Here is a 14,670-nt window from a genome sequence, read left to right on the forward strand (position 1 = left end):
GCAGCCCGCTAACGAACCCGTGGAGCCCGCTAGCGAAACTGCGCAACCTGTACATCGTCATTCCGGCGAAAGCCGGAATCCATTTTGATCTTGCTCTCATCACCCCCTATCCAAGTTCACCGAAGCCCCTGCGCAATCACACCTCGCCGCCCACGCAGCCGCTAGGATGCGAACACCCCACCGCGTGACCCCTCCGATGCGCAAACTCATCGCCGCCGCGCTGCCCGCAATGTTCTCGCTGTCGACCCTCGCCGCGGAACCCGCGCCGGCCGGCTACGGCGCCGAACTGGAAGGCTTCGACTATCCCCACCCGATCCAGCACTACGCCTTCAAATCGCAAGGCGAGAACCTGCGCATGGCCTACCTGGACGTGCGACCGTCCAAACCCAACGGCCGCACCGTGGTGCTGCTGCACGGCAAGAACTTCTGCGCCGCCACTTGGGAATCGAGCATCGCCGCGTTGAGCGAAGCCGGTTATCGGGTGATCGCTCCGGATCAGATCGGGTTCTGCAAATCCAGCAAGCCCGCGCATCATCAGTACAGCCTGCACGAGTTGGCCGCCAACACCCATGCCCTGCTGCAATCGCTGAACGTGCCGCGCGCAAGCATCGTCGGCCACTCGATGGGCGGCATGCTCGGCGCGCGCTATGCGCTGATGTATCCGCAAGCCAGCGAGCGGCTGCTGTTGGTCAATCCGATCGGCCTGGAAGATTGGAAAGCGCAAGGCGTGCCCTGGCGCAGCGTCGACGACAACTACGCGCGCGAGCTCAAGACCGATGCCGCGACGATCAAGCAATACCAGCAGACCGTCTACTACGGCGGCCAATGGAAGCCCGAATACGATCGCTGGGTGAACATGCTCGCCGGCCTGTACGCCGGCCCCGGCCGCGAACGGGTCGCGTGGAATCAGGCGTTGACCTCGGAGATGGTGTTCACCCAGCCGGTGGTGCACGAATTTCCGAGGTTGCGGGTGCCGACCGTGTTGTTGATCGGCCAGCTCGACCGCACCGCGATCAACCGCGATCTGGCTTCGGATGAACTGAAAGCGCAATTGGGCCTGTACCCGCAACTCGGCCGCGCCGCGGCCAAGGCGATCCCCAACGCCACCTTGGTCGAGTTCGACGATCTGGGCCATTCGCCGCAGGTCGAAGCGCCGGAGCGCTTCAACCGAGCCTTGTTGAAGGCCTTGTCGGCGCGCGCCGAGGGCGCGGCTCAGTCCGCGCCGTAGGCTTTTTCCGAAGTGGTCTCCACCAGTTCGAGCCTGCTCTGCGAGCGCCGGTAGTCGTTCGGGTCCAGCACCACCATTTGGCATTGGGCCATATCGCCTTCGATACGGATCGCGGCCCCGGACAGATCGATATGCACCGCCTCGCGGCTGCGCTTGCCCAAGCGCGTGAAATAGGTCGCGCGATGTTTACGCAGCACCACTGCGTTGGCGCCCACCGCCTGCGCGGCCTTGGCCAAACGCTCGAACGCGCGCGGGTAACTCGCCGACGACGGCGCTTTGTCCAGGCTGGTTTCGTCGATCCGGGTGCCGGTTTCCGCCGTCACCGTTCCGAGCTTGGCGTAGTCGCAGGCCGGCGTCGCCTCGATCACCGGGACCGCGGCGGCCGCTGCGCCGCAACACAAGCACAGCAGCGCGGCCGTGGCGATCAAGCCGGATTGCCGATTCGGCATGCAGTTCCCCTCATTGGTGATCGAGCGCAAGACCATAAAGCAGACGCGAGCGGCGACTTGTAGTTTTTCGTACGCCGCCGCGGCCGATGCCCGCGCCGGCCTCGACGCCGTCCCGAAAGGCCACGGCAAGACGCCTGTAAGCACAATTGTCCTTCGGACATTGGCTTGTCCGCTTTGAGGCAAATACCGGCGCGGCAATCCGTTGCGTCGCAACATATAGGCGCACCCACTACTCACGTTGTCAGTACGCCAAGCCGGCGATCTGTGAACTGGGACGCAAAGACCGACAGAGCAAGTTGACAACGTTGTCAGCCAAGCCCAGTTTGCGTTCGCAATCCACGGGCCCGCCGGCATGCGAAGGACAGCGCGCAGCGCGATGCAGGCGAGGCCCGAACCGCAGGAACCAGAACGAGCGCAATAACGCACCGACCGGTTATCGCCCGGTCGCGCCGCCGAAGCGGCAGTGCGCGGCATTACCGAACACCGACGGCGGCCGGTCCGCCGATCACTCGAGGAGGCTCCAGCCTCCCAATGCAAGTCGGAAGGTTTGACGGCCTTCTTTCAGTACGGGCGGGAAACGCCGTCGGCCGGTCATGGCCGGCGAAGTCTTGACTATGCACGGGAGAGAGGAAGCACCATGAGACACGCACGGTCCACCCAACTGCTGTTGCTGTCGTCCATGCTCGCCGCGTCGTCGCTGTCGACGGCGTATGCGCAGGCGTCCTGCAACGGCGTCGCTGCCTGGAACGCATCGACCATCTACGCCGCCGGCGACAAGCTGACCTATCAAAACCGCCTGTATCAGGCCACCGGCCCGATCTGGAACACGCCGCCGACCCATTGCCCGAGCTGCAACTACTACGTCGATCTGGGCGTATGCGGCACCGGCCCCGGCAACACCCCGCCGACGGTGTCGCTGACCGCGCCGAGCAACGGCGCCAACTACAACGCCGGCGCCAACATCGCCGTCAGCGCCAACGCCGCCGACAGCGACGGCAGCGTCGCCAGCGTCGAATTCTTCCGCGGCTCGGCCTCGCTCGGCGTCGACACCACCTCGCCTTACGGGGTGACCTGGAACAACGCCACCGCCGGCAGCCACAGCTTCACCGCGGTGGCCAAGGACAACCAGAACGCCACCACCACCTCCAGCGCGGTCAGCATCACCGTCGGCTCGGGCCCGACCGACACCACGCCGCCGAGCGTGCCGACCGGCCTGGCCTCGCCCTCGCAGACCGCCAACAGCGTTTCGCTGAGCTGGAACGCCTCCACCGACAACGCCGGCGGCAGCGGCGTGGCCGGTTACGACGTGTACCGCAACGGCAGCCTGGCCGGTTCGCCCACCGGCACCAGCTACACCGTCAGCGGCCTGGCCGCCAGCACCAGCTACACCTTCACCGTGCGCGCACGCGACAACGCCAGCAACGCCTCGGCGCAGAGCGGCTCGATCAGCGCGACCACCAAGCCGACCGGTCCGGGCGGCAGCAAGAAGGTGATCGGCTACTTCGCCCAGTGGGGCATCTACGGCCGCAACTATCGGGTCAAGAACATCGACACCAGCGGTTCGGCCGGCAAGCTGACCCACATCAACTACGCCTTCGGCAACGTGCGCAACAACCGTTGCGAAGTCGGCGTGACCATTCCGTCCGATCCGAACACCGGCGCCGGCGGCGACGCGTTCGCCGACTACACCAAGGCCTTCCAGGCCGGCGAAAGCGTCAGCGGCGCTTCCGACACCTGGGATCAGCCGCTGCGCGGCAACTGGAACCAGCTCAAGCAGCTCAAGGCCAAGTACCCGGGCCTGAAGGTGCTGATCTCGCTGGGCGGCTGGACCTGGTCGCGCGGCTTCCCGAGCGCGGCGCGGGCCGAAAACCGTCAGGCCTTCGTGGCTTCGTGCGTGGACGCCTACATCAAGGGCAACCTGCCGGTGACCGACGGTGCCGGCGGCGCGGGCGCAGCGGCCGGCGTGTTCGACGGCATCGACATCGACTGGGAGTACCCGGTGGTGTGCGGCATCGACTGCCCGGCGGCGCAACGTCCGGAAGACAACGCCAACTTCACCGCGTTGATGGCCGAGTTCCGCCGTCAGCTCGATGCGGTGCGTCCGGGCCTGCTGTTGACCGTCGCCGTCGGCGCCGGCATCGACAAGATCCGCGTCACCAATCCGGCTGCCTACGCGCAGTACCTGGATTACATCAACGTGATGACCTACGACTTCCACGGCGGTTGGGATCCGTCCACCAACCATCACTCGGCGCTGTTCGCTTCGCCGAACGATCCCTCCACCGGCGACGTCAAGCTGTACAACTCCAACGACGCCATCGAAGCCTTCCTCTCGCGCGGCGTGCCGGCTTCCAAGCTCAACCTGGGCATCGGCTTCTACGGCCGCGGCTGGACCGGCGTGGGCAACGTCAATAACGGCTTGTACCGTCCCGGCAGCGCCGCTCCGGGCACCTACGAGGCCGGCATCGACGACTACAAGGTGCTCAAGAACAAGCCGGGCACGGTCTACACCGACAACACCGCGGTGGCGACCTGGAAGTACGACGGCAACACGTTCTGGAGCTACGACACGCCGGCGCTGATCGGCCAGAAGATGAGCTACGTCAAGACCCAGAACCTGGGCGGCGCGTTCTTCTGGGAATTCAGCGGCGACGACGAACAAGGCAGCCTGGCCACCGCGATCAGCAACGGCCTGAAGTAACTCCCGCCTCGCGCTCCAAAGCCCCTCTCCCGCTTGCGGGAGAGGGGTTGGGGTGAGGGCCCGAGATCGCCGAAATCATCGCGACCTCGCGCCCTCATCCGCCCCTTCGGGGCACCTTCTCAGCCTTGCACACCCTTCGGGCGCCGCAAGCGGGAGAAGGGCAAGACAACGCTGGAAACGTCCACGACGTTTCCAGCCCAAGTTTTGCAAAGCCACGGCGAGCGATACGCCGAGGTCATCTGCAGCGGAGCGCCGGTCACCCCCCCGATCGGCGCTCCGATTTCGTTTCCGCGCCGCTGCAAGCGCCGCTGGTTTCGAGTTCGAGAAAGAACCCCTCCACCAGTTCGGTCAACGCCGCCACCGCGCGCGGCAACTGACGCCGGCTCGGATACACCGCATGCACGCCGCCGCCGCCGTCGCGACGGTACTGCGGCAATACCCGCAGCAAGCGCCCCTCGTGCAAGTCCTCGCGCACGACCACGCGCGGCACCAGGCCGATACCGAACCCGGCGCGCACCGCGCGCACTTGGCTCAACAAGGTGTTGGCGGCGAACCGCCCACCGACCTGCACCGTCTCCACGCCGTCCGGCCCCAGCAAACGCCAGCTGGCGCGTCCTTGCGCGGTCGGCGCGATCACGCAATCGCGATCGGCCAGCGCGGCCACGTCCGCGGGCATGCCGCTAGCGCGCAGATACTCCGGCGTCGCCACCAGAATCAGATCCTGACTCACGCCGAGCATGCGCGCGACGTAGCCGGAGTCCTCCAGTTCGCCGGCGCGGAAGGCGACATCGATGGAGTGTTCGATCAAATCCACGTGCGCGTCGCTGAGCAGGAATTCCAGCTTCAAGCGCGGATGCTCGGCGAGGAAGCGCCGAACCCGCTCGATCGGAAAGAACTCGAAGAAATCCGCGGCCACCGCCGCGCGCACCGTGCCGCGCACCTCCGCGCCCTCGCCCAGGCTGCGCTGGGCGTTCTCGATGTCCTCGATGCCGGCCACGCAACGCTCGAAGAATTCGCGCCCGGCGCCGGTCAGGCTGAGCTTGCGGGTGGAGCGCTGCAGCAAGCGCACGCCCAACTGCTGCTCCAACTGCTGCACCCGCCGGCTGACGGTATTGGCCGGCTGGTCCAGCCGGCGCCCGGCGGCGGCGAAGCTGCCGGCCTTGACGGTCTGGACGAACACGGCGACGGCATTCATGTCCAAGGTCATTACTCGCTAATTTGGACGATTGAAATGCAATTAACCCACTTTTTCGAGCAATGGACCAGGGTCTATCGTGCCGCCTCGCCCTACTCCCACACCGTCGCGCCCATGCTTTTCAGCTCCCGCCCCTCTTCCCCGCTGATCTGGACAGTCCGCATCGTCCTCGCCGCCGCGCTGCTCGCCGCCGGCGCCAGCAAGCTGCTGGGCCTGCCGTTCCAGGTCCAGTTGTTCGAAACCCTCGGCTTCGGCCAATGGTTCCGCTATTTCACCGGCGCCGCCGAACTGGCGATCGCGCTGCTGCTGTTGCTGCCGCGCACCGGCTTCGCCGGCGGCCTGTCGCTGCTGGCGACCATGCTCTGCGCCGTGGCGGTGCATCTGTTCTTCATCGGCGGCAGCCCGGTGCCGGCGCTGCTGTTGGGCGCGATGGCCGGCTTCGTCGCCTGGCGCCTGCGGCCGCTGGGCGCGAACGGCAACGCCGATTCGGCCTCACTCCCCTGAACCTGAGGATTCGCAATGCCCCGTCTGGCTCTCATCATCGGCAGCACCCGCCCCAACCGTTTCGCCGACGTTCCCGCCGCCTGGATCCAGGCCGGCGCGCAAGCGCGCGGGCTCAAGCTCGACACGCTCGATCTGCGCGATCACGCCCTGCCGTTCTTCGAAGAACCGGTGCCTCCGGCCTACACCGGCGGCGCCTACGGCAACCCGGCCGCCGAAGCTTGGCGCAAGCGCATCGGCGACTACGACGGCTACATCCTCACCGCCGCCGAGTACAACCACGGCCCGACCGCGGTGCTGAAGAACGCGCTGGATTCGGCGTTCTCGGAGTGGATCAACAAGCCGGTGAGCTTCGTCGGCTACGGCGGCGTCGGCGGTTCGCGCGCGGTCGAGCAACTGCGCCAGCACGCGATCGAGTTGCAGATGGCGCCGATCCGCAACGCCGTGCATATCGGCCTGGAGCCGTTCCTGGGGATCCTGCGCGAGGGCCGCACCCTCGACGATTACCCCTATCTGACCCAGGCGCGCGAAGCGATGTTCGATCAGTTGCTGTGGTGGGCGCAGGCGTTGAAGACGGCGCGCGCGCAAGACCTGCAACAGGCCGCCTGAGCGCGGCTCAATCGACCGGCCGCCACACCGGTTTGCCGTCGCGGCCGGGCACTTGCCGCATCTGTGCGGGCATCAGATACAAGGCGTCCAGCACCAGCTCCGGCGGCAAGTCGTCGACGCGGTCGACCGCGTCGTCGTACTGCGGCGGCAGCATGAAGCCGGTGCTCTGGGCGCGGTCGAGATACAAAAACTGGTTGTGCGGGCGCAGGTCCTTGAGCAGCGCGCTGGGCGCGCCGGCGATCAGTTCGCGCACGCTCATGCCGGGACGGATGTAGCCGAACAAGCGGCCGCGGTATCCGGACAGCGCGGCCAGATTGACCAGGACGAAATCGCGGTTGTCGACGATCAACAGCAAGGCGTCGTCGACCCGATAACAGGTGTAGTCCGGATTCAGCGCCGGATACTGGGCGACGCGATGGCGACGCTGCAGCGCCTCGATTGTTTCCAGCGCGACTTCGCCCAGGCCGATGCCGGCGATCGAGCGGCCCGCGACGATGTCGGCATCCAGATCCATCGCCGCAGTGTAGTTCGTCGGCGCTATGGCTTGGACGCGGGCTTGCGCGACGTCTTGCGCTTGGGCTGCGGCTTGGCCGGCGCCGGCTCGGCGGCCGCGGCTTCGCGCCGCTGCGACATCGCCGCCACGCGCTGCGCCGCGTTGGCGCGGATGTCCATGTAGAACAACTGGTAGTCGTTGACGTGCTGATCGCCGCCGAACCACCAGCGGCGCCATTCGCCGTCGGGCAAGGTCACCGACAGCAGACCGTCCTCGCAGCGCGCCGAGACCCGCCCGGCCAAGGGCTCGGGCAGCGGCCGGTCGCGCTCGGCGTGGACCGCGCCCAAATGCGCCGACAACGGGCTCAGCGTTTCGTCGGCGCGCCAGGTGACCGGATTCACGCACAGCAAGCGCGGGCGATCGACGGTGCGGTAGCCGCCCGGATACCAGGCGCGCACGCGCTCGAACCGGCGCGGGCGGTCTTCGCCGGCTTCGAAGGAGTTGTAGAACACTGCGCAACCGGTCTGAGCGGGGGCCGCGCACAAGGGCACGCCCGGAATGGTCAGGCGCAAGGCGTCGTCGGGAATAGCGGCGCCGATCAGGTACGCGGCGACCAGGCGCTTGCGCAGGGACGGGTCGGCGGCGCGCTCCGAGAGCAGTTCCGACACCAGCCGCAAACCGTGGCCGCTGCCCTGGCTGTGCGCGGCGATGATGAAAGGCCGGCCCTTCGACCATTGCTTCAGGTAAACCTCGAACGCCGCGCGCACGTCGGCGTAAGCCAGATCCAGGGCCTTGTCGCGATCGGCATCGTCCGCCGGCAGATAGCCGTTGAGCGACATCTGCCGATAGCGCGGCGCATACACCCGCGCGCTGGCGTTGAACGCGCTGGCCTGCGCGCGCAGGGTGAACTCGGTGCCGCGGGTGGCCTGCTCATCGTCGAGCGGCTGATTCCAGTGCTTGCGCGAGGCGTAGGTGGTCGGATGGATGAAGAACACGTCCACCGGCGCGTCGTGCTGGCGGTTGCGCATGCCGATCGGGGTGGCGTCGGAATCGTCGCGCTTGCTCGGCAGCGCGGCCCAGGCGGCGGGATCGTTGTAGTCCGGCGCACCGGGCTCGGGGGTGCGGTCGAAGTCGCGCTTGGGGTCCAGCACCATGCGCTTGACCGGCGCGCAACCCGCGCCGAACGCCAACGCCGCGACCATCAGCCAACCCACGCCTGTCTTCATGCCATCGCCCATGCCGGAATCGCGCGACCGCCCCGAAGGAGTTCCGGTGGTCCGCGCGGCATTCTAGGGCGAGCCGGCGGTTCGCCGCCGGCTTTTACACAATTTGTACGAATGCCGCGGCCGACTGCCTGCAGGAGCGGCGCGAGCCGCGACCGCGACATTGCAACTGCGTCGCCGGTTTCGCGGTAGTTGCGTTGTCGCGGTCGCGGCTCGCGCCGCTCCTACAGGTAGATTGCAGACGGGGTCGCGGCAAGTCCCAAACCCAGGCGAGCTTCAGCCCAGCAGACGCAGCACGTCGTCCAGCAACCCCGCCGCGGTGACTTCCGCGCCCGCGCCCGGCCCCTGGATCACCAGCGGCTGCACGCGATAGCGGTCGGACCAGATCGCCACTTTGTTGTCGGTACCGGCGCCGCCGGCCAACGGATGATCGCCGGGCAAGGATTCCAGCCCGACCTTGGCCACGGGCCGGCCGCCTTCCGCGCAATCCAGGCGCGCCAGGAAGCGCAGCTTTTCGCCGTTCTTGTAGGCCTCGGCGTAGCGCTCGCGCAGCGTGGCATCCAGCGCCGGCAGCGCCGCGTCGACGCTGTCCTTGGACAGGATCGCCAGTTCCGGCGGCACCAGCGAAGCCACCTCGACCTCGCTGGCGTCCAGCGCCACGCCCGAGGCGCGCGCCAGGATCAACAATTTGCGCCGCACGTCTTCGCCGGACAGATCGTCGCGCGGGTCCGGCTCGGTATAACCGGCGTCGCGCGCCTGCCGCACCAGGGCCGAGAACGGACGCATGCCGTCGTACTGATTGAACAGCCACGCCAACGAACCCGACAGCACCCCGGCGATGGCGTGGATGCGGTCGCCGCCGGCTTGCAGTTCGCGCAAAGAACGCAGCAACGGCAGGCCGGCGCCGACGGTGGCGCTGTCGCCGTAACCGCTGCCGCCTTGAGCGCAGGCCTCGCGGATCGCGCGCCAGCGCGCCAGGCTGGTGCCTTGGCCGATCTTGCAGGCGGTGACTACGTGGATGCCGCGCGCCAACCACTGCGCATGGCGTTCGGCGACCGCTTCGCTGGCGGTGGCGTCGATCACCACCCGCGCGCCGCCGTCGCCGAGCGCGTCGGCGACATCGTCCAACGCACTGGCATGGGAGGAGGCGGCCAAGGCGCTGGCCGCGTGTTCGGGCACGATCCCGCCCGCATCGACCGCGGCGCGGCGCGAGTTGGCCACATGCACCAACGACAAGCGCTCGCCCAGCGCGCTGCCGCGCCAACCGGCCAGGCGCGCGATCACCGCGCCGCCGACCGTGCCGGTGCCGAGCAAGGCGACCCGCGCGGGCGCGTTCGCGTTCGCGTTCGCCGCGCGCGGCGCCTGCGGACGCACGGCCAGCGCATGCAGTTGGCTTTCGGGCAACCCGGCGGCGAGCGACTCGCTGCCGGCATTGGCGTGCACAGCGCCGGCCGCGACGTTCATCGTTTCGCGCGCGCCGCCGTGGCCGCGACCGCGCTGGCGCGGTCCAGCGCGGCTTGCAGATCGGCCAGCAGATCGTCGACGTGCTCGATGCCCACCGACAGGCGCAGCAGACCGTCGCCGATACCGGCGGCGGCGCGCGCTTCCGGCGACATCGCCGCATGGGTCATGGTCGCCGGATGCGCGACCAGGCTTTCCACCCCGCCCAGCGACTCGGCCAGGGTGAAACAGGTCAGACCGTCGACGAAGGCGCGCACCGCTTCCACGCCGCCGTCGATCTCGACGCTGAGCATCGCGCCGAAGCCCTTCTGCTGGCGCGCGGCCAGCGCGTGGCCCGGATGCGATTCCAGGCCCGGGTAATGCACCACGCGCACGGCCGGATGGTTGTCGAGCAGTTCGGCGATGGCCTGGGTGTTTTCCTGATGCACGCGCAGGCGCGCATCCAGCGTGCGCAGGCCGCGCAGGGTCAGGAAGGCGTCGAACGGCGAACCGGTCAGGCCGAGCGCGTTGGCCCACCACACCAGTTGCTGATGATGCTCGGCGGTCTTGGCCACCACCGCGCCGCCGACCACGTCGCTGTGGCCGTTGATGTACTTGGTGGTCGAATGCACGATCAGATCGGCGCCGAACGCGATCGGACGCTGCAGTGCCGGCGACAGGAAGGTGTTGTCGACCACGGTCAGCGCGCCCTGCGCATGCGCGGCTTCGATCACGAAGCGCAGATCGGTGATGCGCAGCAGCGGGTTGGACGGAGTTTCGATCCAGACCACGGCCGGATTGGTCGCCAGCGCTTCGGTCAGCGAACGCGGATCGGTGAGGTCGGCGGTGATCAGCTCGAACGCGCCCTTGGCGGCCAGCGCGTTGAACAGGCGCCAGCTGCCGCCGTAACCGTCGTGCGGCACCACGATGCGGTCGCCGGGCTTAAGGAAGGCGTGCAGCACCAGGGTGATGGCGGACATGCCGGTGGAGGTGATCACACCGCCCGCGCCGCCTTCCAGTTCGGCCAGCGCTTCGCCGAGCAGATCGCGGGTCGGGTTGCCGCTGCGGGTGTAGTCGTACTGACGCTTCTGGTCGAAACCGGCGAAGCTGAAGTTGGACGACAGCACGATCGGCGGGGTGACCGCGCCGTGGGCGAGGTCGCGGTCGATGCCGGCGCGGACCGCGGCGGTACAGGGGTTGCGGGTGAAGGCGTTGGTCGATTCGATGCTCATGTAGGCCGCTCCGTAATGATGAATGCTCAGGCGGCCACCGACGCAAGGTCGGCCAACGCTTCGCGAAGAATGGTGTCGATCTGGGATTGTTCTTTCAGGCAGGCGTCGTGGCCGTAGATCGAGCGCAGCACGCGCAGGCGGGTTTCGCCGCGCAGGCGCTCGATCAGGTCGTAGGACTCGCTCAGCGGGATCAGCCGGTCCTCGGTCACCGCCACCACGGTCACCGGGATGCGGATCGCGGCCGGATCGACCTGCTGCAGGTCGATCGATTCGGACAAGCGCAGGAACGCGGTCGGCGAGGTACGGGCGACGTACTTGTTGCCGCAATGGTCGAGGTAGTCCTCGGCGTCGACGCGCACGCGGCCGTCGACCACTTGCGCGGCGCCGAAACGCTCGGCGAATTCTTCTGGGGTGCGGTAGCTCAGCACCGCCAGTTCGCGCGCCAGCGCCAAGCCCTGGCTTTCGTCGCATTGCAGCGCGCCCAGCGCGACCGCGCGGCGTTGCAGCGCGCGCCAGGCGGCGGCGTAGGGGTGGGCGCGGTGGGTGCCGCTGATCGAGACCAGTTCGTTCAAGCGGCCGGGATGACGCGCGGCGAACTGCAGGCCGATCATCGCGCCGTAGGAATAGCCGACGAAGGCTTGCAGGCATTCGATCCGCAGCGCGTCCAGCAGCGCGGCGATGGCGTCGGCCTGGTCGGCCGGATCGATGGCGATATCCAGCGAACCGTCGGCGCCGATCCAGTCGAACGACACCAGGTGATACCGGGTCGGATCCAGCGAACGGCCGGCGCCGACCTGGCATTCCCACCAGCCCTGCTCGCCGAATTCGCGGCTCGGCGCCAGGTGCCGGTGCGCCGAGATGCCGCCGGCCACGAACACCGCCGGCAACGAGGCATCGCCCTGGGTTTCGTAGCGCAGGGTCAGCGCGCGGCGGCCGGAGTGGCGCAGTTCCAGTTCGATCCGGATCTCGCCGCGGGTGGCGGCGGATCGCCCGGCATGGCGCTCGAAAGCGATCGGCGCGGCGGCGGCGGAGTAAGAGCCGAAGCTGTCGGCGCGGTCGTAGGCGGCGGTGCTGGGGGCGAAGCTCATGGCGGTCATCCGAAGTGAACGGGGCCACCGAGTTCGCAAGTCGCGCACCCGCATCGCTGCGAGTGTCCGCAACCATCTTCCGACCTACGCCTCGACGCCTGAAAGGCGCGGGCGGGCCGCAGGAATTGGCACCTTCACGCGGCTTGCGCCGCCTTGGGTTGCCCCGGCTTCAAAGGGCCTGTCCCTCTGCCGGTCTCGATGGATGGACGTAGTCTGCCGAGCGTATGGAGGCGTGTCAATCGCTTCATCCGCATATAGCGATTTATTATTAAGCCCGCCCCGGCCGGCCCGACCCCGGTCACAACCCGCCCCCGGGCCGCCCCCGTTGTCATCGCGCCCGCATACACTTGCCCCGATGAATAGCCGCCTTGTCGTTGTCGCCCTCGCCGGCCTGCTGCTGTCCGCCTGCGCCACCCGCCCGGTCAAAGCCCCGGAGCCCCGCACCGTCAGTGCCGGCCCGCCCGGGCTGCGGGTGGTGCCCGAGCGCTTCGTCTCCAAGGAAAGCCCGCAGGACGAAGTCGACTCGCTGGCCACCTGGCCCAACGAAGACGGCTCGACCTGGCTGATCGCCAGCGCCAAATCCACCCACCGCCTGAACGTCTACGACGCCGACAGCGGCGAGCTGCTGCGCAGCGTCGGCGAGAAAGGCGCGGCGCCGGGGCAGTTCAAGCGCCCCAACGGGCTGGCGGTGTTCGGCGATTACCTGTTCGTGGTCGAACGCGACAACCACCGCGTGCAGGTGCTGCGCCTGCCGGCGTTCTCGCCGGTCGCCAGCTTCGGCGAAGCGCAACTGCGCAGCCCTTACGGCGTGTGGATCAACGAAACCGCGCCGGGCGAACTCGACGCCTACATCACCGACAGCTTCATGTACGGCGAGAAATTCGACAAAGTGCCGGCGCTGGCCGAACTCGACCAGCGCGTGCGCCGCTACCGCCTGCGCTTCGACGAAAACGACCGCGTTTCCAGCGAATACCTAGGCGCGTTCGGCGACACCAGCGAGGACGCGGCGCTGCGCATCGTCGAATCGATTTCCGGCGACCCGGCCAACGACCGCCTGCTGATCGCCGACGAAGACCAGCGCCATCTGTCGACCTTGCGCGAATACACCCTGACCGGCCACTACACCGGTCGGCGCGTGCCCGATCGCAGCTTCGACGCGCAAGCCGAAGGCGTGGCGCTGTGGAGTTGCGCCGGCGGCGGCGGTTACTGGGTCGCGGTCGACCAATTGATGCCGCGCACGATCTTCCACGTCTACGACCGCGACACCCTGCAACCGCAGGGCAGTTTCAGCGGCGAAGTCACCGCCCACACCGACGGCATCGCCCTGCACGCCGCCAGCACCCGGAGCTTCCCGACCGGCGCGCTGTACGCGGTCCACGACGACCGTTCGGTGAGCGCGTTCGATCTGGGCGACGTCGTCCGCGCCCTGCAGTTGCAACCGGGCTGTTTGAACTGATTCTCTACCGTCCGCTCCGACCCCGACCCTCGCCCATCCGACCATGCCGCGTCCGACTGCCCACGCCCATCGCCGAATCGCCGCCTGCATCGCCCTGACCTTGTTCGCCGCGCACACCGCGCAGGCCGGCAAGCTGTATCGGTGGACCGACAAGAACGGCGTCACCCACTACGGCGACCGCGCGCCCGCCTCGGCGCCGCCGTCGGAGGTCAAGGTGATTCCGTTCCGCGCCGAACCCGGCGCGATCGCCCGGCTGCGGGTGCAACAAGACGGCGACCGCTACCTGGCCTGGGCCGACAACACCTTGTCCGGGCCGATCGAAGTGCGCCTGGACTTCACCCACAGCAACAACATCATCGGCAATCCGCTGCTGCCGGCCAGCGCCACCGTGGCCGCGCGCAGCAGCGCGGTGGTCAGCGTCATCAGCGTGCAGGACCCGGCCCGCGGCGGCGATTTCGAGCTGAGCATGCGCTCGGTCCCGGGCGACCCGGACGCGCGCCCGCAGAACGCCGATTACCTGCTGCCGCTGCAGCAACAGCAATTCCGCATCGACCAAGGCTACGGCGGCCACTTCAGCCACACCGAACCCGAGCACCGTTACGCGGTCGACTTCGCCGCCGACATCGGCACCCCGGTGCTGGCCGCGCGCGAGGGCACGGTGATGCAGGTCGAGTCGGATTTCGACAAGGCCGGCCTGAACCTGGAGAAATTCGGCGACCGCGCCAACTTCGTGCGGATCCTGCACGACGACGGCAGCATGGCCCTGTACGCCCACCTCAAGGACGGCGGCGTGTCGGTGCGGGTCGGCCAGCGCGTGCGCGCCGGGCAACAGATCGGCCTGTCGGGCAACACCGGCTTCAGCACCGGGCCGCACCTGCATTTCGCGATCCAGGTCAACCGCGGCATGCGCCTGGAATCGATCCCGTTCCGGATGACCGGCCCGCAAGGCCCGCTGCGCCTGTCCAGCGGCACCCGCTGAGCCGCCCTAACCCCCTGTAGGAGCGGCGCGAGCCGCGACCGCGGGGCTTCGGTCTCGCGCCGGGCGCCGCAATTCG

General features: G+C 68.2%; 14 protein-coding genes and 1 riboswitch. Of the genes, 7 read left to right on the forward strand and 7 right to left on the reverse strand.

Going from position 1 to position 14,670, the window contains the following annotated elements; all coding sequences use genetic code 11:
- A partial coding sequence (locus V7787_RS49580) for a hypothetical protein (protein ID WP_336094929.1) occupies nucleotides 1-188 on the forward strand: 188 nt, incomplete at its 5' end.
- An 8-nt stretch (nucleotides 189-196) separates the two neighbouring features.
- The gene (locus V7787_RS49585; protein ID WP_442965375.1) at nucleotides 197-1,228 is read left to right on the forward strand and encodes an alpha/beta fold hydrolase; all 1,032 of its coding nucleotides are present in this window, start codon (nucleotides 197-199) and stop codon (nucleotides 1,226-1,228) included.
- On the opposite strand, the gene V7787_RS49590 is transcribed toward V7787_RS49585, so the two are convergent.
- A complete protein-coding gene (locus V7787_RS49590; RefSeq protein WP_336094930.1) occupies nucleotides 1,213-1,707 on the reverse strand; it encodes a hypothetical protein in 495 nt (164 codons plus the stop codon). The two genes, V7787_RS49585 and V7787_RS49590, sit on opposite strands and share 16 nt — an antisense overlap.
- A 607-nt stretch (nucleotides 1,708-2,314) precedes the next feature.
- Here V7787_RS49590 and V7787_RS49595 point away from each other — a divergent pair.
- Nucleotides 2,315-4,378, forward strand: coding sequence for a glycosyl hydrolase family 18 protein (locus tag V7787_RS49595; protein WP_336094931.1), 2,064 nt, complete (start codon nucleotides 2,315-2,317; stop codon nucleotides 4,376-4,378).
- A 256-nt stretch (nucleotides 4,379-4,634) separates the two neighbouring features.
- Here V7787_RS49595 and V7787_RS49600 read toward each other — a convergent pair whose 3' ends face one another.
- Nucleotides 4,635-5,573, reverse strand: a complete 939-nt coding sequence (locus V7787_RS49600; protein WP_336094932.1) for a LysR family transcriptional regulator — start codon at nucleotides 5,571-5,573, stop codon at nucleotides 4,635-4,637.
- A gap of 114 nt (nucleotides 5,574-5,687) precedes the next feature.
- Here V7787_RS49600 and V7787_RS49605 point away from each other — a divergent pair, with 114 nt between their 5' ends.
- Nucleotides 5,688-6,077, forward strand: coding sequence for a DoxX family protein (locus V7787_RS49605; RefSeq protein WP_336094933.1), 390 nt, complete (start codon nucleotides 5,688-5,690; stop codon nucleotides 6,075-6,077).
- Between the two features lie 15 nt (nucleotides 6,078-6,092).
- Nucleotides 6,093-6,683 (forward strand): NADPH-dependent FMN reductase, encoded by a 591-nt coding sequence (locus V7787_RS49610; RefSeq protein WP_336094934.1) that lies wholly within the window; start codon nucleotides 6,093-6,095, stop codon nucleotides 6,681-6,683.
- A gap of 7 nt (nucleotides 6,684-6,690) precedes the next feature.
- On the opposite strand, the gene V7787_RS49615 is transcribed toward V7787_RS49610, so the two are convergent.
- From V7787_RS49615 to metX, 5 genes are all read right to left on the reverse strand, one after another.
- The gene (locus tag V7787_RS49615) at nucleotides 6,691-7,197 is read right to left on the reverse strand and encodes a hypothetical protein (protein ID WP_336094935.1); all 507 of its coding nucleotides are present in this window, start codon (nucleotides 7,195-7,197) and stop codon (nucleotides 6,691-6,693) included.
- 23 nt (nucleotides 7,198-7,220) lie between these two features.
- Nucleotides 7,221-8,402, reverse strand: coding sequence for a DUF3089 domain-containing protein (locus V7787_RS49620; protein WP_336094936.1), 1,182 nt, complete (start codon nucleotides 8,400-8,402; stop codon nucleotides 7,221-7,223).
- Between the two features lie 273 nt (nucleotides 8,403-8,675).
- A complete protein-coding gene (locus V7787_RS49625) occupies nucleotides 8,676-9,863 on the reverse strand; it encodes a hypothetical protein (protein ID WP_336094937.1) in 1,188 nt (395 codons plus the stop codon).
- Entirely contained in the window at nucleotides 9,860-11,071 is a 1,212-nt protein-coding gene (locus tag V7787_RS49630) for an O-succinylhomoserine (thiol)-lyase (RefSeq protein ID WP_336094938.1), read from the reverse strand. The genes V7787_RS49625 and V7787_RS49630 overlap by 4 nt, the downstream gene beginning before the upstream one ends.
- A 26-nt stretch (nucleotides 11,072-11,097) precedes the next feature.
- On the reverse strand, nucleotides 11,098-12,159 hold the full coding sequence (gene metX / locus V7787_RS49635; RefSeq protein WP_336094939.1) for a homoserine O-succinyltransferase MetX: 1,062 nt from the start codon (nucleotides 12,157-12,159) through the stop codon (nucleotides 11,098-11,100).
- Nucleotides 12,160-12,228: 69 nt separating this feature from the next.
- Nucleotides 12,229-12,364, reverse strand: a riboswitch (SAM riboswitch).
- 150 nt (nucleotides 12,365-12,514) lie between these two features.
- Between metX and V7787_RS49640 the strand changes: the two genes are divergently transcribed.
- Nucleotides 12,515-13,615: a hypothetical protein gene (locus V7787_RS49640; protein WP_336094940.1), complete on the forward strand. Its 1,101-nt coding sequence runs from the start codon at nucleotides 12,515-12,517 to the stop codon at nucleotides 13,613-13,615.
- A 43-nt stretch (nucleotides 13,616-13,658) separates the two neighbouring features.
- Nucleotides 13,659-14,594, forward strand: coding sequence for a M23 family metallopeptidase (locus V7787_RS49645; protein ID WP_336094941.1), 936 nt, complete (start codon nucleotides 13,659-13,661; stop codon nucleotides 14,592-14,594).
- Nucleotides 14,595-14,670 lie beyond the last annotated feature (76 nt).

This window comes from Pseudomonas sp. CGJS7 (assembly GCF_036961695.1).

What these genes read in the sequence shown, in the direction of transcription:
- V7787_RS49585 (WP_442965375.1), top strand. Translation starts at nt 197, where the DNA reads ATGCGCAAACTCATCGCCGCCGCGCTGCCCGCAATGTTCTCGCTGTCG.
- V7787_RS49595 (WP_336094931.1), top strand. Translation starts at nt 2,315, where the DNA reads ATGAGACACGCACGGTCCACCCAACTGCTGTTGCTGTCGTCCATGCTC.
- V7787_RS49600 (WP_336094932.1), bottom strand. Translation starts at nt 5,573, where the DNA reads ATGAATGCCGTCGCCGTGTTCGTCCAGACCGTCAAGGCCGGCAGCTTC.
- V7787_RS49605 (WP_336094933.1), top strand. Translation starts at nt 5,688, where the DNA reads ATGCTTTTCAGCTCCCGCCCCTCTTCCCCGCTGATCTGGACAGTCCGC.
- V7787_RS49610 (WP_336094934.1), top strand. Translation starts at nt 6,093, where the DNA reads ATGCCCCGTCTGGCTCTCATCATCGGCAGCACCCGCCCCAACCGTTTC.
- V7787_RS49615 (WP_336094935.1), bottom strand. Translation starts at nt 7,197, where the DNA reads ATGGATCTGGATGCCGACATCGTCGCGGGCCGCTCGATCGCCGGCATC.
- V7787_RS49620 (WP_336094936.1), bottom strand. Translation starts at nt 8,402, where the DNA reads ATGAAGACAGGCGTGGGTTGGCTGATGGTCGCGGCGTTGGCGTTCGGC.
- V7787_RS49625 (WP_336094937.1), bottom strand. Translation starts at nt 9,863, where the DNA reads ATGAACGTCGCGGCCGGCGCTGTGCACGCCAATGCCGGCAGCGAGTCG.
- V7787_RS49630 (WP_336094938.1), bottom strand. Translation starts at nt 11,071, where the DNA reads ATGAGCATCGAATCGACCAACGCCTTCACCCGCAACCCCTGTACCGCC.
- metX (WP_336094939.1), bottom strand. Translation starts at nt 12,159, where the DNA reads ATGAGCTTCGCCCCCAGCACCGCCGCCTACGACCGCGCCGACAGCTTC.
- V7787_RS49640 (WP_336094940.1), top strand. Translation starts at nt 12,515, where the DNA reads ATGAATAGCCGCCTTGTCGTTGTCGCCCTCGCCGGCCTGCTGCTGTCC.
- V7787_RS49645 (WP_336094941.1), top strand. Translation starts at nt 13,659, where the DNA reads ATGCCGCGTCCGACTGCCCACGCCCATCGCCGAATCGCCGCCTGCATC.